This is a genomic window from Roseateles violae, assembly GCF_030410485.1.
Lineage (GTDB): Bacteria > Pseudomonadota > Gammaproteobacteria > Burkholderiales > Burkholderiaceae_C > Roseateles_D > Roseateles_D violae.
In genome coordinates this window covers 519,362-542,440 of record NZ_JAUHHC010000005.1, presented here as the reverse complement: position 1 = coordinate 542,440, position 23,079 = coordinate 519,362, and the positions used below count along the sequence as shown (strand labels likewise).

Below are 23,079 nucleotides of genomic sequence, written 5' to 3'. Positions count from 1 at the left end.
GAGCGATGTTCAAGAAGATCCTGATCGCGAACCGGGGCGAGATCGCCTGCCGCGTCGCCGCCACCGCGCGCCGCCTGGGCGTCAAGACCGTGGCCGTCTATTCCGAGGCCGACGCGCGGGCCAAGCATGTGCAGGCCTGCGACGAGGCGGTGCTGATCGGCGGCCCGGCGCCGCGCGACTCCTACCTGCAATGGCAGCGCATCCTCGATGCGGCGAAGGCGAGCGGCGCCGAGGCCGTGCATCCGGGCTATGGCTTCCTCAGCGAGAACGAGGAATTCGCCCAGGCCTGCGCCGAGGCGGGCCTGGTGTTCATCGGCCCGCCGGCGTCGGCGATCAAGGCGATGGGCCTGAAGGCCGAGTCGAAGCGGCTGATGGAAGCGGCCGGCGTGCCGCTAGTGCCCGGCTATCACGGCGCCGAGCAGGACCCGGCGCTGCTGAAGGCCGAGGCCGAGCGCATCGGCTATCCGGTGCTGATCAAGGCCAGCGCCGGCGGCGGCGGCAAGGGCATGCGGGCGGTGATGAAGGCCGAGGACTTCGAGGCCGCGCTGGCTTCCTGCAAGCGCGAGGCGATCAACAGCTTCGGCGACGACGCCGTGCTGATCGAGCGCTATGTGCAGAAGCCTCGCCATATCGAGATCCAGGTCTTCGGCGACACGCAGGGCGATTGCGTCTACCTGTTCGAGCGCGACTGCTCGGTGCAGCGCCGCCATCAGAAGGTGCTGGAGGAAGCGCCGGCGCCGGGCATGACGGCAGAGCGCCGCCGCGAGATGGGCGAGGCCGCCGTTGCCGCGGCTCAGGCCGTCGGCTATGTCGGCGCCGGCACGGTCGAGTTCATTGCCGAGCAGGACGGCCGCTTCTATTTCATGGAGATGAACACGCGGCTGCAGGTCGAGCATCCGGTCACCGAGGCGATCACCGGCCAGGACCTGGTCGAGTGGCAGCTGCGCGTCGCCGCCGGCCAGCCGCTGCCGCTCAAGCAGGACGAGCTGCGCATGAGCGGCCACGCGATCGAGGCCCGCATCTGCGCCGAGAATCCCGAGGCCGGCTTCCTGCCGGCGACCGGCAGCCTGCATATCGCGCGCTGGCCGCAGCATGTCAGCTTCGAGCGCGGCGACGTGCGCCTCGACGCTGGCGTCGGCGAGGGCGACGAGATCAGCCCGTACTACGACTCGATGGTCGCCAAGCTGATCGTCTGGGGCGAGGACCGCGCCCAGGCGCTGGCCCGGCTCGACGCGGCGCTGCGCGACACGCATATCGTCGGCCTGCAGACCAATGTGGCCTTCCTGCGCCGCTGCGCGGCGACGAAGTCCTTCAGCGAGGCCGATCTGGACACCGGCCTGATCGAGCGCGAGCGCGCCGCGCTGTTCGAGACGCCGGGCCTGCCCTTCACGATCACGGCCGCCGCCGTCGTCGCCCACACGCTGGCCGTCGAGGCGCTGCAGCAGACGGACGACCCCTGGAGCCGTCGTGACGGCTGGCGCCTGTACGGCGCGGCGATCCGCCGCTTCGATCTGGAGTTGGCCGGCACGCACCACGAGGTGAAGCTGGCGCGTCGCCACCAGGGCGGCATGCAGCTGACGGTCGAAGGTCAACAGCTGCCATTCGCCGTCAACTCGGTCGGCACCGAATCGCACGAGCTGATCCTCGGCGAGGGTCTCGCCCAGAAGCGGGTGATGGTCAAGGTCTATGCCCAGGGCGAGAAGATGGCCGTGTTTGCCGAGCAGGGCTCGGCGATCGTCACCGAGATCGATCCGATCGCCCATGCCGGCGAAGGGTCGGCCGAGGCCGGCCGGCTGACCGCCCCGATGCCGGGCAAGATGGTGTCCTTCCTGGCCCAGCCGGGCGACAAGGTCACGAAGGGCCAGGCCCTGGCCGTGATGGAGGCGATGAAGATGGAACACACGATCAGCGCGCCGCGCGACGGCATCGTCGCCGAACTGCTGTTCGCCGTCGGCGATCAGGTCGGCGATGGCGCGGAACTCTTGCGCTTGGAAGCTTGATATGAGCCTGCCCAGTCGAGTCACCCTGGTCGACGTCGGTCCTCGCGACGGCCTGCAGAACGAGAAGCAGCCGGTCGCGACCGAGCACAAGGCGCGTCTGGTCGCGCTGCTGCAGGACGCCGGCCTGAAGGAGATCGAGGTCACCAGCTTCGTCAGCCCCAAGTGGGTGCCGCAGATGGCCGACAACGTCGACGTGATGACCGCGATCGAGCGCCGCCCCGGTGTACGCTATTCGGTGCTGACGCCGAATATGAAGGGCCTGGAGGCGGCGCTGCCGACCAAGCCCGACGAGATCGTCGTATTCGCTGCGGCCTCCGAGGCCTTCAGCCAGAGGAACATCAACTGCTCGATCGCCGAGAGCATAGCCCGCTTCGCGCCCGTCGTCGCCGCCGCGCACGAGGCCGGCATCAAGGTGCGCGGCGCGCTGTCCTGCGCGGTCGGCTGCCCCTACCAGGGCGAGGTCTCGCCGGACGAGGTCGAGCGCGTCGTCAAGCTGATGCAAGGCATCGGCGTCGACCATATGGGCGTGGCGGACACGATCGGCGTCGGCACGCCGAAGAAGGTCCAGGCGGCGATGGAGCGTGCGCTCAAGCATTACCCGCTGGTCGAGGTCAGCGGCCATTTCCACGACACCTATGGCCAGGCGCTGACCAATATCTATGCCTGCCTCGAAATGGGTGTCCACCATTTCGACGCCAGCGTTTCGGGTCTCGGCGGCTGCCCCTATGCCAAGGGCGCCACCGGCAATGTGGCGACCGAGGACGTGGTCTTCATGCTCAACGGCCTGGGCATCGACACCGGCATCGACATCGACAAGCTGGTCGACGCCGGCGCCTTCATCTCGAACGTGCTGGGCCGCTCGCCGGTCTCGCGCGTCGGGCGGGCGCTGCTGGCCAAGCGGGCCGCCTGAGCCACCGGCTGCCGGCCATGGCGAAGCCCAAGGCGCTCGGCCCGGCGGATTCGACCGCCGCGGTCGACGCCTTCATGCAGGCGCTGGCGCATCCGCTGAAGCGCGAGATCGAGGCGCTGCGCGCGGCCCTGCTCGGCGCCGCGCCGAGCATCGCCGAAGGCATCAAGTGGAATGCGCCGAGCTTTCGTACCGGCGAATATTTCGCGACCACGCATCTGCGCGAGAAGCGCGGCCTCGGGCTGGTCCTGCATCTGGGCGCCAAGCCGCGCGAACTGCCGGCCGGCGGCCTCGCGATCGACGACCCCGCACGGCTGCTGAAGTGGCTGGCGCCCGACCGGGCGATGATCGTGTTCGCCGATCTGGCGGCCATCGAGGCGAACCAGGCCGCGCTGCAGGCGCTCGTGCGCCAATGGATCACCTACGTCTGAAGGCCGCCGCGGCTCACTACTGACGCAGCGTGCGTCCGAAGAAGTCCAGCGTCCGCTGCCAGGCCAGCGCTGCCGCCCCGGCGTCGTAGACCTCGGGCCGGCTGTTGTTGAAGAAGGCGTGCTGCGCCGCATAGCGGTGGATCTCGGCCGGCCGCGTCAGCGCGGCCTCGAAGGCGTCGACGACGGCGGGCGTGCACCAGTCGTCCTGTTGAGCGAAATGGCCTTGGAACGGAATCGCTATCTTGGCCGGGTCGGCCAGCTGTTTCGGCGGGATGCCGTAGAAGCAGCTGGCGGCGGCCAGGCCGGGCAGGCGCACCGCGGCGGCCACGGTCAGCGCGCCGCCCATGCAGAAGCCCATCACACCGACCTTGGGGCAGCTGCGCTTCAGATGCACCAGCGCGCCGGCCAGGTCCTGGTCGCAGGCGTCCACGAAATTGAGGCCATTCATCATGTGGCTGGCTTCGTCGGCATCGCTGGCGATGCGGCCGCGGTACAGGTCCGGCGCCAGTACCGTGTAGCCCTGGGCCGCAAAGCGGTCGACCAGCTCCAGGATATGGGCTTTAAGGCCCCACCATTCCTGGATCAGGATCAGGCCGGGACCACCTGCCGGGCCCTCGGCCAGATAGCCGGCGCTGCTGGCGCCGTCGGGGCGCTGGAATTCGATCATCGTGCCCATGCTTGCTTGCCTCCTCAGCTTTGCGGGTTGCGCACGCGTTCGGTGAACCACCACATATGGCCGTCGCAGTCGAGCGCGCCATAGCTGCGATCGGCCCAGTACTCGGGGCCGTAGTCGTGCAGCGAGGGCTCCGAGATGATGGTCGCGCCAGCCGCGCGGGCGCGCTCGCAATGGGCGTCGACATCGTCGACGAAGAGCATGAGGGACTGGCTGTTGGCGCCACCGAGCTGGCGCGGGCTGCGCATCTTCACGCCGAACTTGGGCGCGCGCGCGCCGCCGCCTTCGCCGACCATGATCAGCGCCTCGCCGTAGACCAGCTGGCTGTGGACCACGCTGCCGTCCTCGCCGTCGACCTTCAGCTGCAACTCGAAGCCGAAGGCCTTGACCAGCCAGGCGATCGCTTCGGCGGCGTTCTCGTAGAACAGCGAACTGGACAGCCGCGGCCAGCCCTTCGGTGTCGGCTTCATGGGCGCTCCTTGCAGGCGATGGAGATGGCGAGCTTAGGGCCGGCGCCGTCCATGCACAATGGCCCATCGTTTCGCGGAGGGGCCATGCCCAAGGTTCTGCTCTTCGATGTGTTCGGCACCCTGGTGGACTGGCGCGGCGCCATCGCGCTCGAAATGCAGCCGCTGCTGGGCAAGCCGCGTGCCGAGGCCTTTGCCGACGCCTGGCGCGCGCAGTACCAGCCGGCAATGGAGGAGGTCCGGGCCGGGCGCATCGCCTTCTGCAAGCTCGATGTCCTGCACCGCCGCAATCTCGACATCGTGCTGCGCGACTTCGGTCTCGACCATCTGGACGAGGCGGCGCGGCGCGAACTCAATCTGGCCTGGCACCGGCTCTCCGCCTGGCCCGATGTCGGCCCGGGTCTGCAGCGCCTGCGCAAGCGCTTCCTGCTGGCCCCCTGCTCGAACGGCAATATCTCCTTGATGGCGGCGCTGGCGCGGCTCAACGGCTGGCACTGGGACGCGATCACCGGCGCCGAGCTGGCGCGCGACTACAAGCCCAAGGCCATCGTCTACCGGACCGCCGCCGAGGCCTTCGACGCGGCGCCCGGGGACGCCTTGATGGTGGCGGCCCACAGCGGCGATCTGGCCGCCGCCAAGGCCGCCGGCCTGGCCACCGCCTTTGTCGGGGCCCGACGAGCAGGGCCCGGGCCGCGGCGAAAGCCGCGCGGCGCTGCCGGTCGACTACGAGGCGGGCAGCCTCACCGAGCTGGCCCAGTTGCTGGGCTGCTAGCGCTTCAGGACCTTGGCCACGCGATTGGGTCGCAGCCGGAACGCATCCGGCATGCCCGAGCCCAGCAGCGGCCGCAAATACATGCGGAAGGCATCGGTGACGTCGGTGCCCTCGGGCGTGATGAACTCGTCTTCCATCACCCGCGTCTTGCCGGCGACGGCCGCCAGCGGCAGCAGTTCGTAGTCGACCGAATAGAAGCCGCGCCGCTTGATCGCGACGGAGCCGTCGCGGTCGCCGTGGAAGGCGAACTGCACCGCCTTTTCGCCGACCTCGCGCGCCTCGCGCTGGTCGACGTCGGACACGCAGCCGATGAACGAGCGCTGCAGATAGCCGAAGGTGTCGCCGCGCACGCGCTTGATGCCCAGCTTGTTCTTGATCTCCTCGCACAGCAGATCGGCCAGCGCGCCGGTGCCCGAGAGCTGCACATTGCCGTGCGCATCGCGCTCCAGATCGCCGGCCAGGCGCGAGAGGATGGGCGTGCCGGCCGCGTCGTGGATGCCCTCCGACACGGCGATCACGCAGCGGCCGTGGCGCTCGTGCATGGTCTTCACATCGGCCAGGAAGCGCTCCAGCTCGAACACACGCTCGGGCAGGTAGATCAGGTGCGGGCCGTCGTCGGCGAACTTCTTGCCCAGGGCGCTGGCCGCGGTCAGAAAGCCGGCATGCCGGCCCATCACCACGCCCAGGTAGACGCCGGGCAGGGCGGCGTTGTCGAGGTTGGCGCCGGCAAAGGCCTGGGCGACGAAGCGCGCGGCCGAGGGAAAGCCCGGCGTGTGGTCGTTCTCGACCAGGTCGTTGTCGATGGTCTTCGGGATATGGATGCAGCGCAGGCCGTAGTTCGCCGCGGCGGCCTCCTCGGCGACTATGCGCACGGTGTCGGAGGAGTCGTTGCCGCCGATGTAGAAGAAATGGGTGATGCCGTGGGCCTGCAGCACCTTGAAGATCTCGTGGCAGTACTTGGCATCGGGCTTGTCGCGCGTCGAGCCCAGGGCCGAGGACGGCGTCTGCGCGACCAGCTCGAGGTTGTGGCTGGTCTCCTGCGTCAGGTCGACGAAGTCCTCGTTGACGATGCCGCGCACGCCGTGGCGCGCGCCATAGACCCGCTGCACGCTGGCATGGCGGCGCGCCTCGAGCACGACGCCGACCAGCGACTGGTTGATCACGGCGGTGGGCCCGCCGCCCTGGGCGACGAGGATCTTTTCAGCGGTCATGTCCAGGCTCCGGGTAAAGGGGGCCGGGCCATTGTGGCCCAGCGCCGCCCTGCGGGCGAGCCCCGGCCGATCGGGGCGACAGGCGCCCAAGCCGCGCCCGGATCGACAGAAGGCCGCGCGAGCGGTCTTTTTCCGCGGATCGCGCGGCGCCGGCGGTCGCCTAATCAGGGATGAAGCGGGGCCAGTCCGGCCTGCAAGCCTTGTGGAGACAAGCGGATGTTCAAGCTGAACGAGATGAAGATATCGACCCGGCTGGGCCTGGGCTTCGGCGTCATGGCCTTGCTGATCCTGCTCCTGGGCGCGCTGGCCTGGAGCCGGCTCAGCGCCATGGACGAGCAGTTCAAGCTGGCGATGGGCGACCGCTATCCCAAGGTCAAGGCCTTCCAGTCGATCAAGGACACCAACAACCAGGTCGCGCGCTCGCTGCGCAATCTGGTGATCATGACGGACAAGGCCGAGATCGAGGCCGAGTTCGCCACCATCGACGCCGCCTCCAAGTCGACCGCCGCGACGCTGGACGAGCTGACCAAGATCATGAGCACGCCGGGCGGCAAGGCCGGCATGGCCAAGCTGAACGAGGCGCGCGCCGCCTATCGCGTCGAGCGCGACAAGGTCACCAAGGCGATCCGCGCCGGCGACCTGGAGACGGCCCGCACGGTGCTGCTGAACGATATGCGGCCCAAGCAGCTGGCCTATATGGCGGCCGTCGACGAGCTGATCACCCTGGGCGGCAAGCTGATGGACCAGGCGGCCGAGCAGGCCGCGCAGGAGGCGCGCAGCGCCAAGCTGCAGATGAGCGTACTGGTGCTCGCGGCGCTGGCGCTGTCGGCGCTCCTGGCCTGGTGGCTGATCCGCTCCATCATCGGCCCGCTGAACGCTGCCGTGCAGGTGGCCAGCGGGGTCGCTGCCGGCGATCTGTCCACGCGCATCGCCACCGGCGCTGCCAACGAGACCGGCCGCCTGCTGAACGCGCTGCGCGAGATGCAGGCGCGGCTGTCGGCGATCGTGCGCGAGGTGCGCGAGGGCGCCGAGAGCGTCGCCACCGCCTCGGCGCAGATTTCGTCCGGCAACAACGATCTGTCGGGCCGCACCGAGCAGCAGGCCTCGGCGCTGGAGGAGACGGCGGCCTCGATGGAGGAGCTGGGCAGCACCGTGCGCGGCAATGCCGACAATGCGCAGCGGGCCAATCAGCTGGCACTGGCGGCGTCCAGCGTCGCCGGCCGCGGCGGCGAGGCGGTCGGTCAGGTCGTCGAGACCATGCGTGAGATCAGCGCCAGCTCGCAGAAGATCGCCGACATCATCGGCACCATCGACGGCATCGCCTTCCAGACCAATATCCTGGCGCTGAACGCGGCCGTCGAGGCGGCACGCGCCGGCGAGCAGGGCCGCGGCTTTGCCGTCGTTGCCAGCGAGGTGCGCGCGCTGGCCCAGCGCTCGGCCGCCGCCGCCAAGGAGATCAAGACCCTGATCCAGGCCAGCGTCGAGCGGGTCGAACTGGGCTCCAGCCAGGTCGGCCGCGCCGGCGAGACGATCGCCGAGGTCGTGGCCTCGATCCAGCGCGTCACCGACATCATGGGTGAGATCAGCGCCGCCAGCCGCGAACAGAGCTCGGGCGTGGCCCAGGTCGGCGAGGCCGTCGCTCAGATGGACCGCGCGACGCAGGAGAACGCCGCCCTGGTCGAGCAATCGGCGGCCGCGGCCGAGAGCCTGAAGACGCAGGCGCGCCAGCTGGTCGAGGCGGTGGCGGTGTTCCGGCTCGGCTCGGCCTGAGGGCGGCATAAGCGGCGCTAATGCCGCTGTAGCGCGGCGAATCTCGCTTCACAGCCGCGGCGGGCGGGCATACAAAGGGCTTTTCCAACGCCGGAGCCCGGTCCATGCGCATCGCCTGTCCGAAGGAAATCAAGAACCATGAGTACCGCGTCGGCCTGACGCCGGCCAGCGTGCGCGAGTTGGTGGCGCGCGGCCATGAGTTGATCGTGCAAAGTGCTGCCGGCAGCGCGATCGGCCTGAGCGACGAGCAGTACCTGGCCGCCGGCGCGCAGATCGTGCCCGAGGCGGCCGAGCTGTTCGCGCGCGCCGACATGATCGTCAAGGTCAAGGAGCCGCAGCCGGCCGAATGCGCGCTGCTGCGGCCCGGCCAGATCCTCTACACCTATCTGCACCTGGCACCGGATCCCGAGCAGACCGCGGCGTTGATCCGCTCCGGCGCGATCTGCATCGCCTACGAGACCGTCACCGGCCCCGGCGGCGGCCTGCCGCTGCTGGCGCCGATGAGCGAGGTGGCCGGCCGCATGGCCGTGCAGGCCGGTGCCGCCCATCTGGAGAAGAGCAAGGGCGGCATGGGTGTGCTGCTCGGCGGCGTGCCGGGCGTGGCGGCGGCCCAGGTGGTGATCCTCGGCGCCGGCGTCGTCGGCACCCATGCGCTGCAGATGGCCGTGGGCCTGGGCGCGCGGGTGACGGTGCTGGACAAGAACGTCGACCGGCTGCGCCAGCTGGACCTGATCTTCGGCAATCGCATCACGACGCTGTACTCGAGCGCGCAAAGCGTCGAGGAGGCGGTGCTGGCCGCCGATCTGGTGATCGGCGGCGTGCTGATCCCCGGCGCGGCGGCGCCCAAGCTGGTGACGCGCGCGATGGTGGCACGGATGAAAAAGGGCGCCGTCGTCGTCGACGTCGCGATCGACCAGGGCGGCTGCTTCGAAACCTCGCACCCGACCACCCATGCCGAGCCGACCTTTGTCGTCGACGGCGTCGTCCACTACTGCGTCGCGAACATGCCGGGCGCGGTCGCCCGCACCTCGACCTTCGCCCTGAACAACGCGACCATCGGCCACGCGCTGGCCCTGGCCGACAAGGGCTGGCGCCAGGCCTTGCGTGACGACGTCCATCTGCGGGCCGGCCTCAATGTGGCGGCCGGCCAGGTCACTTACGAGGCGGTGGCGCGGGCGCTTGGCCATCCCTATGTTCCGGCCGCCACGCTGCTGGCTTGAGCAGCCGCCGCGTTCGGCGTAGGCTAAGGCCACGCTGAAGGAGTTTGCGATGCCCGATACGACCCAAGCCCAGAAGGACCGGCTGATCCGCGACCTGCACTCGGTGGTGGCCGAGGCCGAGGCGCTGCTGAAGGCGACGGCCGGCCAGGCCAGCGAAGGCTCGGCCGAGCTGCGCGCCAAGGTGCAGGACAGCCTGGACCGCGCGCGCCGCCATCTGCACGATCTGCAGGACGCCGCCATCGAGAAGGCCCGCGCCGCCGGCCGCGCGACCGACGACTATGTGCACGAGAACCCTTGGCAGATGATGGGCGTCGCCGCCGCGGTCGGGCTGCTGCTCGGGATGCTGATCTCGCGCCGCTAGCGGCCTGTCAGGCGCCGCGCGGCTGGCCGTCGCTCATCCAGCGCTCCAGCATCTCCGCCTGCATCGGCCGGGCGAACAGATAGCCCTGGCCCTCGTGGCAGCCCAGGGCCAGCAGTTGCTGGCGCTGCTCCTCGGTCTCGATACCCTCGGCGATGACGGTCAGGCCCAGGCCGCGGCCGAGGTTGATGACCATCTGCGCGATCGTCGAGCCGGCGCTGGAACTCTGCGCCTCGCGCACGAAGGCGCGGTCGATCTTGAGCCGGTCGACGTCGAGCTGGCGCAGATGGCTCAGCGAGGAGAAGCCAGTGCCGAAGTCGTCGATGGCGACGGTGACGCCGCTGCGCTTGATGTCGGCCAGCAGGTGCATCACCAGCTCGGTGTCGCCCATGGCCATGGACTCGGTGATCTCCAGCTCGATATTGCGACCCTCGACGCCGGCGTCGCGCAGCGCCAGGCTGAGCACGTTCATGAAGCCCGGGTGGCGGAACTGCGCCAGCGAGATATTGATGCACATGCGGAAATCGGCATGGCCCTGCTCCAGCATGCGCTTGAGCTGGTGGCAGGCGGTGCGCAGCACGAATTCGCCGATGCTGATGATCAGGCCGCTCTGCTCGGCCAGCGGGATGAACTGATCGGGCGGCACGAACTTGCCGTCCTCGGTGCGCCAGCGCAAGAGCGCCTCGGCGCCGATCGCGCGGCCGCTGCTCAGGTCCATCTGCGGCTGGTAGACGACGAAGAGGCGGTTTTCCTCGAAGCCGGCGCGCAGACCCTTCAGGAGCTTGAAACGCTCGCGCGCGTCGATGCCCATCTCGGGCGAGAAGTACTGCGAGGAACCGCGGTGCTGCTGCTTGGCGCGCTTCAGGGCGATCTGGGCGTCGAGCAGCAGCTCGGAGCCGACGGCGGTCGAATCGCCCAGGCGTACCAGGCCGGTCGTTGCCGACAGCTGCAGGCGCTCGCCGACCACCTCGAAGGGTTCGACGAAGACCTGCTGGATGGTCTCGGCGCTGACCAGCGCTTGCGGGCCCAGCAGGCCGAACACATCGGAGCCGACGCGGGCCATCGAGGTGCTCAGGCCCAGCCGGTCGCCGAGCCGGGAAACCACCGCGCGCAGCACCTGGTCGCCGAACTGGTGGCCGAAGGCGTCGTTGATGTCGGAGAAGTCGTCGATGTCGATCAGGGCCAGGGTGATGCCGGCCGGATCCTTCAGGTTCTGGTCCAGCAGATCGACGAAGCGGTTGCGGTTGGGCAGGCGCAGCAACTGGTCGTTGTAGGCCTGGTCCAGCAGCTGGCCGTAGAGCACGACGTTCTCGAAGCCGACCGCGATATTCGAGCAGAAGGCACGCAGCAGCTGCTGCTCCAGATCCGCCAGCGGCCGACCGACGTCGACCAGGGCCGCCATGGCGCGGCCGTTGCTGAGGCCGAAATAGAGGCAGGTGCCGTGATCGTAGAAGCTCTCGCGCGCGCTCAGGCAGCGCTGCAGGCGCTCGCGCACGGTTGCGATCTGCACGGCCGACAGCGGGCGGTCGATCAGGCTGCTGTACTGGCCGGCGGCGGCGACGATGCGCACATCGCCGTCGCTGCCCTCGGCACCGGCGCCCTGGGCGCAGACCAGGCCCTCGGGCAGGATGCCCAGCAGCGCGCACAGCTGGGTGACGACGCCCTCGGCGAAGCGGTGCAGGCCGCGCAGCTGCGACAGGCCGGCGCTGGCCTCGACCACCATCTCCAGGCCGCGGCGGCTGGCTTCCAGCGCGCAGATCTGGCGGTAGGAGCGGATCGCCGCCGTCAGCACCGTGTACAGCCGCGTGCGGGTCAGCTCCGACTTGGTCTTGTAGTCGTTGATGTCATAGGCCTGCACCGTCTCGATCTCGGGGGCATAGCCGGGCTGGCCGGTGCGCAGCACGATGCGCACCGCACGCTGCTTGAGCTCGTCGCGGATGTAGCGCACCAGGCGCAGGCCGGCGTCTTCGGACTCCATCACGACGTCCAGCAGCACGATGGCCAGGTCCGACTCGCTGCTCAGCAGCTGGCGCGCTTCGGCGGCCGAGCTTGCGTGCAGGAAGCTCAAGGGCTGACCCTCGACGCGCAGGCCCTGCATGGCCAGCTCGGTGGCCTTGTGCACATCGCCGTCGTCGTCGACGATCAGGATCCGCCACGGGCGCGCGTCTGCATCCAGCGGCGTGTCGTCGAGCTCCCCGCCATCCAGAAACTGCAGCAAATCGTCGTCGTCCGTCGCGCCGTCGCCAGCCGGACTGTTGTTCTCGCGCATGGGGTGTCCCGTCTCCAGGGCCTTGTTCGACAATAGATGTGCGAGGGTAGGTGATTCCATTCCCTCGTGCCATGGCGCAAGCTCGCTTGACGCGGCGCTGGCGCAACGCAATAAACGTGGTTATAGACGATTTGCCGGCCGGCTCCTGGGATCAGACGTGCAGGAACCCGCGGCTTGGGGAGTTTTCATATGAGCAGCGAGCGGCCCGAGGCGACGATCGGCGCGCCCCCCGACGGGGTGCTGGCGACGCTGCGCCGCATCGCGACGCAGGCGCTTGAGCTGCTGCAGACGCGGCTGGAGCTGCTGTCCACCGAGCTGGAGGCCGAGAAGCTGCGCCTGCTGGCCGCGCTGACCCAGGGCCTGGTGGCGGTGCTGCTGGGCATCGCCGCCATCGCGATGCTCAGCATCGCGCTGCTGCTGCTGGCGCCCGAGCGCCTGCGCTGGCTGGCCGCGCTGGCGCTGGGCCTGCTCTATCTGGCCGGGGCTGCCTGGTGCTGGCTGCGCACGCGGGCGCTGCTGAGCCAAGGCGGCGGCCTGTTCGCCGCCAGCGCCGCCGAGCTGCAGCGCGACCGCGAGGCGCTGGAGCGCTGATGGGCGGGCTGGCGCGCCGGCAGGCCGAGCTGCAGCAGCGTCAGCTGGCGCTGCGCCTGCGCAATCTGGAATTGCGCGCCGGCCTGCGCAGCGATCTGCGCCGGCTGGCGCGGCCGCTGGGCTGGTTCGGCGCGGCCGGGGCCGGCGCCGGCATCGCCGTGCTGCTGGCCGGCGCGCGCCGCCCGGGCAGCCTGCTGCGCGCGCTGGGCATCGCCCGCCTGGGCCTGCGGATCGCGCGGCTGCTGCGCAGCCTCCGCGCCTGACTCCGAGCTTGGTTCAGCGCTTGATCTTGGTCGCGGCCGACTTGCGTGCCGCCGGCTTGGACGCGGGCGGCCGCGCGCCGGTCACCCGCGGTGGCAGGCCGGTGTGCTGGGTCAGGATCTGACCCTTGCGCGGCGTGCCCGGGCCGCCCGCGGCGCTGCGGGTCGCCACCGTGGGCTTGGCGCCGGGCTTGGCCGCGACGGTCGAGTTCTTGCGCCGCGCGCTCTCGTAGCTGCCGTCGGTGACCGGCTGGAACGTCGGGATCAGGTGGTGCTTGCCGTTGCCGATCAGGTCGGCCCGGCCCATCGCCTTCAGTGCCTCGCGCAGCATCGGCCAGTTGTTGGCATCGTGGTAGCGCAGGAAGGCCTTGTGCAGGCGGCGCCGGCGCTCGCCGCGGACGATGTCGACCTCCTCGCTGTCGCGCGTGACCTTCTTCAGCGGGTTCTTGTTCGTGTGGTACATGGCCGTGGCGGTGGCCATGGGGCTCGGGTAGAAGGTCTGCACCTGGTCGGCGCGGAAGCCGTTCTGCTTCAACCAGATCGCCAGATTCATCATGTCCTCGTCCGAGGTGCCCGGATGGGCGGCGATGAAGTAGGGGATCAGGTACTGCTTCTTGCCGGCCTCGGCGCTGGCCTTCTCGAACAGCTGCTTGAAGCGGTCGTAGGTGCCGATGCCCGGCTTCATCATCTTGGACAGCGGGCCGTCCTCGGTGTGCTCGGGCGCGATCTTCAGGTAGCCGCCGACATGGTGGGTGACCAGTTCCTTGATGTACTCGGGCGACTGGATCGCCAGGTCGTAGCGCAGGCCCGAGCCGATCAGGATCTTCTTGACGCCCTTCAAGGCCCGCGCCCGGCGGTACATCTTGATCAGCGGATCGTGGTTGGTGTTCAGGTTCGGGCAGATGCCCGGGTAGACGCAGCTGGGCTTGCGGCAGGCGGCCTCGATCTCGGGCGACTTGCAGCCGATCCGGTACATATTGGCCGTCGGGCCGCCGAGGTCGGAGACGATGCCGGTGAAGCCCTTGACCTTGTCGCGCATCTCCTCGATCTCGCGGATCACGCTGTCTTCCGAGCGGCTCTGGATGATGCGGCCCTCGTGCTCGGTGATCGAGCAGAAGGTGCAGCCGCCGAAGCAGCCGCGCATGATGTTGACCGAGAAGCGGATCATCTCCCAGGCCGGGATCTTGGTCGCGTGCTCGTGGCTGCCGTTCTCGTCCGCATAGCGCGGGTGCGGCGAGCGGGCATAGGGCAGGTCGAACACATGGTCCATCTCGGCCGTCGTCAGCGGGATCGGCGGCGGATTGATCCACAGATCGCGGTCGCCATGGGCCTGGACCAGGGCGCGGGCATTGCCGGGATTGGTCTCCAGATGCAGCACGCGGTTGGCGTGGGCGTAGAGCACCGGATCGCTCTTCACCTGCTCGTAGGCGGGCAGGCGGATCACCGTGTGTTCGCGCGGCGGCAGGGCGATCTTGCCCGTGCGGTGGATCGTGATCGGCTTGGGCGCGTCGGGCGCCGTCGCCGTGTCGCAGACCTCCTGCTTGATCTCCTGATAGGGGCTGATCAGCTCGTCGACGCGGCCCGGCTGGTCGACCGAGGTCGAGTCGAGCTGGAACCAGTCGCTCGTGTCGTGCTCGTCGCGGCGCATGAAGGCGGTACCGCGCACATCGGTGATCTGCGTCACCGGCTCGCGGCGGGCCAGTCGGTGCGCGATCTCGACGATCGCGCGCTCGGCATTGCCGTACACCAGCAGATCGGCCTTGGCATCGACGAGGATGGAGCGGCGCACCTTGTCGCTCCAGTAGTCGTAATGGGCGATGCGGCGCAGCGAGGCCTCGATGCCGCCGATGACGACCGGCACCTCGTTCCAGGCTTCCTTGCAGCGCTGCGTGTAGACCAGGGTCGCGCGATCGGGCCGCGCGCCGCCGGCGCCGCCGGGCGTGTAGGCATCGTCGCTGCGGATCTTCCGGTCCGCCGTGTAGCGGTTGATCATCGAATCCATATTGCCGGCGGCGACGCCGAAGAACAGATTCGGCTTGCCCAGCGCCTTGAACGGTTCGGCGCTTTGCCAGTCCGGCTGCGCGATGATGCCGACGCGGAAACCCTGCGCCTCCAGCGTGCGGCCTATCACCGCCATGCCGAAGCTCGGATGGTCGACATAGGCGTCGCCGGTGACGATGATGATGTCGCAGGAGTCCCAGCCGAGCTCGTCCATCTCCTTGCGGCTCATCGGCAGGAAGGGCGCGGGCCCGAAGCGCTTGGCCCAGAACGGGCGGTAGCCGGTCAGGGCCTTGTTGGCTTTCGGCGGGGCGATGGCGGGATGGGCGGACACGGCGGCACTCTGAAAGAGATTAACCCGCGATTGTCCCAGGATTGGGGCAAACCCGGGCGTCATGACCGCAAATCAGTCGGCCGGGCCGTGGTTTTCTGACGCCGTGGCCGCGGGGGAGGGCGGCGCCGTGCCCAGGCTGCAGACCGCCTGCTGGCCCAGCCGGGCCAGCTCGGCCGCGCTCATCGGCGGCAAGAGCGAGGGGCCGGCGGCGCGACCGAGGCTGGTCAGGAAGTTGTCGACGACGGTCGAGCCGACGGCCAGCAGGTCGAAGGAATCGGGGTCGCTGATCCACTGGTGCAACAGGCCGTCGACCATGCTGACCAGCGCGATCGCCGCACCCTGGGTGTCCAGGCCGGTCGGCAACTGGCCCTGCGCCACCGCGCGATCGAAGGCCGCCTTGTTCTGCTCGCGCCAGGTGCGCCGGGCCCCCTGCTTGCGCTCGTGCAGCGCCTGCATCTCGCCGGTGTACTCGACCTTCTGCATCGCGATCTCGAACACCCGGCGGGTGCGCTCGTTGTGCATCGCGCAGTAGAAGACGTTGACCAGGCCCCAGCGCAGCTCGGCCAGGCTCAGCGCCTCGGCGGGCGGGGCGTGCAGGCTCACGCCTTCCTCCAGCGGCATGGTGCCGCGCTGCATCATCGCGTCGAACAGCTCGGCCTTGTCCTTGAAATGCCAGTAGATCGCGCCGCGCGTGACCTCGGCCTGCTGGGCCACGTCCTGCAAGGAGGTGCGCGATACGCCGCGACGCTGGAACAGCGTCTCCGCCGCATCCAGGATCCGTTCGCGCGTCTCCAGCGCCTCTTGCTTGGTCTTTCGGGCCATCGTGTGTGGATTTTATGCCGAAACATACATGCACGGATGTATGTATGGCTATACTCAGGGTCAACCCGAGGCCGAAAGCACAATTCGTCTCGTTTCTTGCGCCCCGTCAAAAAGGAGCGCAGGAATTGCTCGATCCGTCCAAGATTCAACAAATCCAACCCGACTGGCGAGGTTTCCATCGTGATCTGCCGCTCCGCAATGAAGAAAGAACAACATCCCCCTGGCCGTGAGGCCGCAACGCTGAGCCGCAGCGCCCGCGCGCTGTACCTGCTGCCGCTGGCGATCTCGGTCGCCGCCGTGCTGGCCGGTTGCGGCGCCAAGGACGGCGCCGCCGCGGGCGGCGGTCCGGGCGGCGGCATGCCGCCACCGGCGGTCGGCGTGGTCACGACGGTGCTGCAGCCGGTGACCCTGCAGACCGAGCTGCCCGGCCGCGTCGAGGCCTTCCGCACGGCCCAGGTGCGCGCCCGCGTCAACGGCATCGTGCAGAAGCGCCTGTTCGTCGAGGGCAGCGAGGTCAAGGCCGGCCAGCCGCTGTTCCAGATCGACCCGGCGCCCTACCAGGCCGCGCTGGACAGCGCCAAGGCCACGCTGGCCAAGGCCCAGGCCAATCTGGCCCAGGCTTCGGCGCTGGCCGAGCGCAACAAGCCCCTGGTCGAAGCCAAGGCGATCAGCCAGCAGGAATTCCTGGTCGCCGAGGCGGCCGCCAAGCAGGCGGAGGCCGATGTGGCGGCCGCCAAGTCGGCGATCACCAATGCCAAGCTGAATCTGGACTACGCGGCCGTCACCGCGCCGATCTCGGGGCGCATCGGCCGCGCGCTGGTGACCGAGGGCGCGCTGGCCAGCGCCGCCGAGGCGACCCAGCTGGCGCTGATCCAGCAGACCTCGACCGTCTACGTCAACTTCACCCAGTCGGCCACCGAGGTGCAGCAGCTGCGCCGCGCGCTGGCCAGCGGCAAGCTGCAGTCGGCCGGCGCGAATGCCGCGCTGGTGCGCATCGTGCTCGACGATGGCAGCGAGTACGAGAAGCCCGGCCGCCTGCTGTTCACCGACCTGAGCGTCGACGCGACCTCGGGCCAGGTGACCCTGCGCGCCGAGGTGCCCAACGAGAAGCTGGCCCTGATGCCGGGCCAGTATGTGCGCGTGCGCCTGAACCAGGTGCAACTGCCCTCGGCCATCGTGCTGCCGCAGCAGGCGGTGACGCGCGCGGCCAGCGGCGACACGGTGCTGGTCGTCGGCGCCGACAAGAAGCCGGCGCCGCGCGTCGTCAAGATCGACACAGCCAAGGGCAACCAGTGGGTCGTCACGGACGGGCTGAAGCCGGGCGAGCAGGTCATCGTCGACGGCTTCCAGAAGATGTTCGTGCCGGGCGCGCCGGTCAACCCGGTGCCCTGGACGCCGGGCGCCTCGGCGCCCGCGGCGGGCGCTTCCGCCCCGGCCTCGGCGGCCAGCCACTAAGCGAGCGGGGTTCACACGATGGCTCGCTTCTTCATCGATCGCCCGGTTTTTGCCTGGGTGATCGCCCTCTTCATCCTGGTCTTCGGCGCGGTCGCCACGCTGAAGCTGCCGGTTGCGCAATATCCGACCGTCGCGCCGCCCTCGCTGGTCATCAGCGCGGTCTATCCGGGTGCCTCGGCCAAGACGCTGGAGGAAAGCGTCGTCTCCGTCATCGAGCAGGAGATCAACGGCGCGCCGGGCCTGGCCTATATGGAGTCCGTGACCCAGGCCAATGGCACCGGCGCGATCACCGTCACCTTCGAGCCCGGCACCAATATCGACCTGGCCCAGGTCGAGGTGCAGAACCGGCTCTCGCGCGCGACGCCGCGCTTGCCGGCGGCGGTGACGCAGCAGGGCGTGCGCGTCGACAAGTCGCGCAACAACTTCCTGCTCTTCGTCACGCTCTCCAGCAAGTACGGCTCCATGGATCCGGTGGCGCTGGGTGACTATGCCTCGCGCAACATCATCCCGGAGATCCAGCGCATCCCCGGCATCGGCCAGGCCCAGCTTTTCGGCACCGAGCGCGCGATGCGCATCTGGCTCGATCCCGCCAAGCTGCTGAGCTTCAATGTCTCGCCGGCCGAGGTCAATGCGGCGATCCGCGCGCAGAACGCGCTGGTGCCGGCCGGCGTGATCGGCGATCTGCCCAACCTGTCCAGCCAGACCATGTCGGCCACCGTCGTCGTCAAGGGCCAGCTGGAGAGCACCGAGCAGTTCGGCAACATCGTGCTGCGCGCCAATCCGGACGGCTCGACCGTGCGCCTGCGCGACGTCGCCCGCATCGAGCTGGGCGGCCAGAGCTATGGCTCCTACTCGCGCCTGAACGGCAAGCCCTCGACCGGCATCGGCGTGCAGCTGTCGCCGACCGGCAATGCGCTGGCGGCCGCCACCGCGGTCAAGGAGCGGATGGAGGAACTGCGCCGCTTCTTTCCCGAGGGCGTGATCTACGAGATCCCCTACGACTCGTCCAAGTTCGTCAAGATCTCGATCGCCCAGGTGGCCGAGACCCTGGTCGAGGCCATCATCCTGGTGTTCCTGGTGATGTTCCTGTTCCTGCAGAACTGGCGCTACACCCTGATCCCGACCCTGGTCGTGCCGGTGGCCCTGCTGGGCACCTTCGCCATCATGCTGGCCATGGGCTACAGCATCAATGTGCTGACGCTGTTCGGCATGGTGCTGGCGATCGGCATCCTGGTCGACGACGCGATCGTCGTGGTCGAGAACGTCGAACGCATCATGAGCGAGGAGGGCTTGAGTCCCCGCGAGGCGACCAAGAAGGCGATGGGCCAGATCTCGGGCGCCATCATCGGCATCACCGTCGTGCTCGTCTCGGTCTTCGTGCCGATGGCCTTCTTCGCCGGCTCGGTCGGCAATATCTATCGCCAGTTCTCGCTGGCGATGGTGTCCTCGATGCTGCTGTCCGCGCTGATGGCGCTGAGCCTGACGCCGGCGCTGTGCGCGACTCTCTTGAAGCCGGTCGAGGCCGGCCACCACCATGCCAAGAGCGGCTTCTTCGGCTGGTTTAACCGCGGCTTCGCCCGCACGGCCAAGGGCTACGAGGGCTGGGTCGCCAAGCTGCTCAAGCGCAGCGGCCGCATGATGATCGCCTATGTGGCGGTGATCGCGGCGGTGGGCTGGCTGTACATGCGCATGCCGACCTCCTTCCTGCCCAACGAGGACCAGGGCTATCTGATCGTCAACGTGCAGCTGCCGCCGGGCGCGACGGCCAACCGCACCGAGGCGGCCGTCAAGGCGGTCGAGGACTTCATGCTCAAGCAGCCCGAGGTCGAGGCGACCATCGGCGTGATCGGCTTCTCCTTCTCGGGCCAGGGCCAGAACGCCGCCCTGGTGTTCGTGCCGCTGAAGCCCTGGGAAGAGCGCAAGGGCCCCGAGCATGCGTCCAGCGCCGTCGCCCAGCGGGCCTTCGGCGCGATGATGGGCGGCGTGCGCGACGCCTTCATCTACCCGCTGTCGCCGCCGCCGATTCCGGAGCTCGGTACCGCCACCGGCTTCGCCCTGCGCCTGCAGGACCGCGCCGGCCTCGGCCACGAGGCGCTCTTGAATGCGCGCAACCAGCTGATGGGCATGGCCTCCCAGAGCAAGATCATCACCGGCATGCGCCCCGATGGTCTGGAGGATGCGCCGCAGCTGCAGATCGACATCGATCGCGACAAGGCCAATGCCCTGGGCGTCAGCTATGACAGCATCGCCAGCGTGCTGGGCACCCAGCTCGGCTCGGCCTATATCAACGACTTCCCGAACCAGGGCCGCCTGCAGCGCGTGGTCGTGCAGGCCGATGCGAAGAGCCGCATGCAGCCCGAGGACCTCTTGCGCCTGAACGTCAACAACAACCGCGGCGTGGCGGTGCCGGTCTCGGCCTTTGCCAGCACGCACTGGATCAAGGGCCAGATGCAGGCGGTGCGCTACAACGGCTATCCGGCGATGCGCCTGGCCGGCGATGCGGCACCGGGCTATTCGACCGGCGACGCGATGACCGAGCTCGAGCAGATGGTGGCCAAGCTGCCGCCGGGCATCGGCTACGAGTGGACCGGCCTGTCGCGCGAGGAGAAGCTCTCGGGCTCGCAGGCGACCATCCTGCTCGCCTTCTCGCTGCTGGCCGTGTTCCTGTGCCTGGGCGCGCTGTACGAGAGCTGGTCGATCCCGATCTCGGTGCTCCTGGTCGTGCCGCTGGGCCTGCTGGGCGCGGTGATGGGTGCCACCTTCCGCGGCATGCCCAACGACGTCTACTTCAAGGTCGGCCTGATCACCATCATCGGCCTGTCGGCGAAGAACGCGATCCTGATCATCGAGTTCGCCAAGGACCTGCAGGCGCAGGGCAAGGGCCTGGTCGAGGCGATCCTGGAAGCCTGCCATCTGCGCTTCCGCCCGATCATCATGACCTCCGTGGCCTTCATCCTGGGCGTTGCGCCGCTGTTCTTCGCCACCGGCGCCGGCTCGGCCAGCCAGCGCGCGATCGGCACCGGCGTGCTGTCCGGCATGATCACCGCCACCCTGCTGGCCGTGCTCTTCGTGCCGATTTTCTTCCTGGTCGTGCGCCGCATCTTCAAGGGCAGCGAACGCCAGCAGCGCCTCTATGCGCATGAGCTGGAAGGCAAGCCGCAGGCGCCCGGCTCGGAGGAAGCCGTATGAAAACAATCACCATCAAGCAAAAAATCACCGCCCTGACGGCCGCGGCCGGCGCCCTGCTGCTGGCCGGCTGCGTCAACCTGGCGCCCGAGCACCAGCGCCCGGCGGCGCCGGTGGCGGCCGACTGGCCTGCGCCGGCGGCGAGTACCGGACAGGCCGCGGCTGAGCTGAGCTGGCAGAACTTCTACGCCGGCGATGCGCGCCTGCGCGAGCTGATCGGGCTGGCCTTGCGCAACAACCGCGATCTGCGCACGGCGCTGCTGAACGTCGAGCAGGCGCGGGCGCTGGCCCGCGTTGCCGACGCCAACCGCTATCCGACCGTCGGCGTCGGTTTCACCAGCAGCCGCACGCCGGGCGCCAAGGACACGATCAACAGCAGCTACCAGGCCGGCCTGCAGGTTGCCGCCTACGAGCTGGACCTGTTCGGCAAGCTGCGCAATTACAGCGACGCGGCCGCGGCCCGCTACCTGGCCACGGCCGAGGGCAGCCGCGCCGCGCAGATCGCCCTGGTCGCCGGCGTCGCCTCCACCCATCTGGCCCTGCAGGCCGATACCGAGATGCTGGAGCTGAGCCGCCAGACGGTCGAGTCGCGCGAGGACAGCCTGCGCCTGATCCGGCTCAAGTACGACGCCGGCTCCGCCTCGCTGCTGGACCTGAACAGCGCCGAATCGGCTGCGGCCGGCGCGCGCGCGACCCTGGCTCAGAACCAGCGCCAGCGCGCGCAGGACGAGAACGCGCTGGTGCTCTTGATCGGCCAGCCGCTGCCGGCCGATCTGCCGCCGGGCCGCCCGCTCGCCGCGCAGGCGCTGCCCGACGTGCCGGCCGGCCTGCCCTCCGAGGTGCTGGTCGGCCGCCCCGACGTGCTGCAGGCCGAGCAGCAGCTGATCGCCGCCAACGCCAATATCGGCGCGGCGCGCGCGGCCTTCTTCCCCAGTATTTCGCTGACGGCCAGCGCCGGCACGGCCAGCACCCAGCTGTCCGAGCTGTTCAGCAACACGGTCTGGAGCTTCGGCTCGCAGATCCTCTTGCCGATCTTCGACGCCGGCCGCAACCAGGCGAATCTGGACGCGGCCCGGGCGGCGCAGGGTGCGGCGGTCGCGCAGTACGAGAAGGCGGTGCAGACGGCCTTCCGCGAGGTGGCCGACGCGCTGGCCGGCCGCGCCACCTTCGGCGAGCAGCTGCGCGCGCAGGCCGAACTGGCGCGCGCCGAGAACGAGCGCTTGCGCCTGATCGAGCTGCGCTACCAGCAGGGCGTCTCGAACAGCCTCGATCTGCGCGATGCGCAGCGCTCCGCCTTCCTGGCCCAGCAGGCGCTGGTGCAGGTGCGCCTGGCGCAGTTGCTGAACAGCGTGCAGCTGTACAAGGCGCTGGGCGGTGGTCTGGTGGAGGCGAACGGCAAGGGCTGATCGGGTCCTGGCGCCAGCAAAAAGGGGTCCCGCGGGACCCCTTTGCGCTTTCTATTCGGCCGGATGCTTGTTCAATGCGCGCGCGCCCAAGCCAAACCTTCGGCCGTCGCGTAGCGGATCGCCGCACGATGGCTCTGGAAGCTCGGCGTGAAGCGCATGACGCGGTCATGGCTGGCCATGCCGCGGCCGGAACGAATCGAGACGGAGGCGGCGAAGCTGCCATCGTCCTGCGGTTTGGTCATCGGTGAGACAAGATATTTGCCCACCTCAATGCTGTTCTTCTGCATTTTCGATATCGAGGTGTGCGCCGGGACAAAGACGAGTCTCAGCGCGATTGGAATGAACGAAGGCCAGAGCGCCATTTCGCGGCCATCAGGCAGCGGGCGATCGGGATTTCAATGGGTTTGGACGACCTTGTGAGCGAGGTCATTCGGGTGGCATCGGCTGGGAAGGCCGATTGCAACTTGCCGGGTCTTCTTCTGATCTAGGCAAGCTGTTGATGGCGGCGCTGCGGGAACACCCGTGGCGCCGCGCTGTTCGTCCCGAGAAACTCGGGACCGGTGACGCTCACGCGTCACCGTTTTGGCGGCTGAATTACAGCGCGCGGATGTTCGAGGCCTGCAGACCCTTGGGGCCTTGCTTGACTTCGAATTCCACCTGGGCGCCTTCGGCCAGCGTGCGGAAGCCGCCGTTGTTCTTGATCTCGCTGTGGTGGGCGAACAGATCCTTGCCACCGTCGGTGGGGGTGATGAAGCCGAAGCCCTTGCCGTCGTCAAACCACTTGACGATGCCAGTTTGCATGCCGCTCATGATGTGTTCCTTGGAAAAACAATGAATAAGAGAAAACCTCGCGACCCCATGGTCGGCGAGGACAGAAACACTCAAGAACAGTCAATGGGGGAGTTGAAACTGAAGCGAGCCGACGGCCGGAGGCCGTGAGGGCTGCAGA

General features: G+C 68.9%; 19 protein-coding genes and 1 pseudogene. 12 read left to right on the top strand and 8 right to left on the bottom strand.

What is annotated here, in order from left to right; all coding sequences use genetic code 11:
• Positions 1 to 5: 5 nt before the first annotated feature.
• The 3 genes from QWJ38_RS20055 to QWJ38_RS20045 are packed head-to-tail and all read left to right on the top strand — an operon-like array spanning position 6 to position 3,338.
• The gene (locus tag QWJ38_RS20055; protein ID WP_290360889.1) at positions 6 to 2,000 is read left to right on the top strand and encodes an acetyl-CoA carboxylase biotin carboxylase subunit; all 1,995 of its coding nucleotides are present in this window, start codon (positions 6 to 8) and stop codon (positions 1,998 to 2,000) included.
• A gap of 1 nt (position 2,001) precedes the next feature.
• Complete coding sequence (locus QWJ38_RS20050; RefSeq protein ID WP_290360888.1) at positions 2,002 to 2,910, top strand: hydroxymethylglutaryl-CoA lyase; 909 nt, start codon at positions 2,002 to 2,004, stop codon at positions 2,908 to 2,910.
• 17 nt (positions 2,911 to 2,927) lie between these two features.
• Positions 2,928 to 3,338, top strand: a complete 411-nt coding sequence (locus QWJ38_RS20045) for a DUF1801 domain-containing protein (protein WP_290360887.1) — start codon at positions 2,928 to 2,930, stop codon at positions 3,336 to 3,338.
• 16 nt (positions 3,339 to 3,354) lie between these two features.
• Here QWJ38_RS20045 and QWJ38_RS20040 read toward each other — a convergent pair whose 3' ends face one another.
• Both QWJ38_RS20040 and QWJ38_RS20035 read right to left on the bottom strand, forming a co-directional pair.
• A complete protein-coding gene (locus tag QWJ38_RS20040) occupies positions 3,355 to 4,014 on the bottom strand; it encodes a dienelactone hydrolase family protein (RefSeq protein ID WP_290360886.1) in 660 nt (219 codons plus the stop codon).
• A 14-nt stretch (positions 4,015 to 4,028) separates the two neighbouring features.
• A complete protein-coding gene (locus QWJ38_RS20035; RefSeq protein ID WP_290360885.1) occupies positions 4,029 to 4,481 on the bottom strand; it encodes a VOC family protein in 453 nt (150 codons plus the stop codon).
• 18 nt (positions 4,482 to 4,499) lie between these two features.
• On the opposite strand from QWJ38_RS20035, the pseudogene QWJ38_RS20030 reads away from it, so the two are divergent.
• Positions 4,500 to 5,093 (top strand): annotated as a pseudogene (locus QWJ38_RS20030) (HAD-IA family hydrolase); the annotation flags it as partial.
• A gap of 153 nt (positions 5,094 to 5,246) precedes the next feature.
• Here the strand turns inward: QWJ38_RS20030 and QWJ38_RS20025 are convergent.
• Positions 5,247 to 6,461, bottom strand: a complete 1,215-nt coding sequence (locus QWJ38_RS20025) for a 6-phosphofructokinase (protein ID WP_290360884.1) — start codon at positions 6,459 to 6,461, stop codon at positions 5,247 to 5,249.
• Between the two features lie 216 nt (positions 6,462 to 6,677).
• On the opposite strand from QWJ38_RS20025, the gene QWJ38_RS20020 reads away from it, so the two are divergent.
• The 3 genes from QWJ38_RS20020 to QWJ38_RS20010 all read left to right on the top strand — a co-directional run bounded on the left by QWJ38_RS20020 (position 6,678) and on the right by QWJ38_RS20010 (position 9,812).
• Complete coding sequence (locus QWJ38_RS20020) at positions 6,678 to 8,231, top strand: methyl-accepting chemotaxis protein (RefSeq protein ID WP_290360883.1); 1,554 nt, start codon at positions 6,678 to 6,680, stop codon at positions 8,229 to 8,231.
• A gap of 104 nt (positions 8,232 to 8,335) precedes the next feature.
• Positions 8,336 to 9,451 (top strand): alanine dehydrogenase, encoded by a 1,116-nt coding sequence (gene ald / locus QWJ38_RS20015; RefSeq protein WP_290360882.1) that lies wholly within the window; start codon positions 8,336 to 8,338, stop codon positions 9,449 to 9,451.
• A 49-nt stretch (positions 9,452 to 9,500) separates the two neighbouring features.
• The gene (locus QWJ38_RS20010) at positions 9,501 to 9,812 is read left to right on the top strand and encodes an ElaB/YgaM/YqjD family protein (protein WP_290360881.1); all 312 of its coding nucleotides are present in this window, start codon (positions 9,501 to 9,503) and stop codon (positions 9,810 to 9,812) included.
• 7 nt (positions 9,813 to 9,819) lie between these two features.
• Here the strand turns inward: QWJ38_RS20010 and QWJ38_RS20005 are convergent, their stop codons facing one another.
• Positions 9,820 to 12,078 carry a GGDEF/EAL domain-containing response regulator gene (locus tag QWJ38_RS20005; protein ID WP_290360880.1) on the bottom strand — a complete coding sequence of 753 codons (2,259 nt, stop codon included), beginning with the start codon at positions 12,076 to 12,078 and terminating at the stop codon, positions 9,820 to 9,822.
• Positions 12,079 to 12,267: 189 nt separating this feature from the next.
• Between QWJ38_RS20005 and QWJ38_RS20000 the strand changes: the two genes are divergently transcribed.
• Together QWJ38_RS20000 and QWJ38_RS19995 are read left to right on the top strand one after the other, a co-directional pair.
• Entirely contained in the window at positions 12,268 to 12,669 is a 402-nt protein-coding gene (locus QWJ38_RS20000) for a phage holin family protein (protein WP_290360879.1), read from the top strand.
• Entirely contained in the window at positions 12,669 to 12,932 is a 264-nt protein-coding gene (locus QWJ38_RS19995; RefSeq protein WP_290360878.1) for a hypothetical protein, read from the top strand. Before QWJ38_RS20000 ends, QWJ38_RS19995 begins: the two co-directional genes overlap by 1 nt.
• Before the next feature lie 13 nt (positions 12,933 to 12,945).
• Here QWJ38_RS19995 and QWJ38_RS19990 read toward each other — a convergent pair whose 3' ends face one another.
• Positions 12,946 to 15,261, bottom strand: coding sequence for a YgiQ family radical SAM protein (locus QWJ38_RS19990; protein WP_290360877.1), 2,316 nt, complete (start codon positions 15,259 to 15,261; stop codon positions 12,946 to 12,948).
• A gap of 72 nt (positions 15,262 to 15,333) precedes the next feature.
• Complete coding sequence (locus tag QWJ38_RS19985) at positions 15,334 to 16,083, bottom strand: TetR family transcriptional regulator (RefSeq protein ID WP_290360876.1); 750 nt, start codon at positions 16,081 to 16,083, stop codon at positions 15,334 to 15,336.
• A gap of 198 nt (positions 16,084 to 16,281) precedes the next feature.
• Between QWJ38_RS19985 and QWJ38_RS19980 the strand changes: the two genes are divergently transcribed.
• From QWJ38_RS19980 to QWJ38_RS19970, 3 genes are read left to right on the top strand one after another with little or no spacing between them, the layout of a single operon-like run.
• Positions 16,282 to 17,538, top strand: a complete 1,257-nt coding sequence (locus QWJ38_RS19980; protein WP_290360875.1) for an efflux RND transporter periplasmic adaptor subunit — start codon at positions 16,282 to 16,284, stop codon at positions 17,536 to 17,538.
• Positions 17,539 to 17,556: 18 nt separating this feature from the next.
• Entirely contained in the window at positions 17,557 to 20,727 is a 3,171-nt protein-coding gene (locus tag QWJ38_RS19975) for an efflux RND transporter permease subunit (RefSeq protein ID WP_290360874.1), read from the top strand.
• A complete protein-coding gene (locus tag QWJ38_RS19970) occupies positions 20,724 to 22,130 on the top strand; it encodes an efflux transporter outer membrane subunit (protein ID WP_290360873.1) in 1,407 nt (468 codons plus the stop codon). Before QWJ38_RS19975 ends, QWJ38_RS19970 begins: the two co-directional genes overlap by 4 nt.
• A 71-nt stretch (positions 22,131 to 22,201) precedes the next feature.
• Here QWJ38_RS19970 and QWJ38_RS19965 read toward each other — a convergent pair whose 3' ends face one another.
• Both QWJ38_RS19965 and QWJ38_RS19960 read right to left on the bottom strand, forming a co-directional pair.
• Complete coding sequence (locus QWJ38_RS19965) at positions 22,202 to 22,417, bottom strand: hypothetical protein (RefSeq protein ID WP_290360872.1); 216 nt, start codon at positions 22,415 to 22,417, stop codon at positions 22,202 to 22,204.
• 307 nt (positions 22,418 to 22,724) lie between these two features.
• Entirely contained in the window at positions 22,725 to 22,931 is a 207-nt protein-coding gene (locus tag QWJ38_RS19960; protein ID WP_290361008.1) for a cold-shock protein, read from the bottom strand.
• Positions 22,932 to 23,079 lie beyond the last annotated feature (148 nt).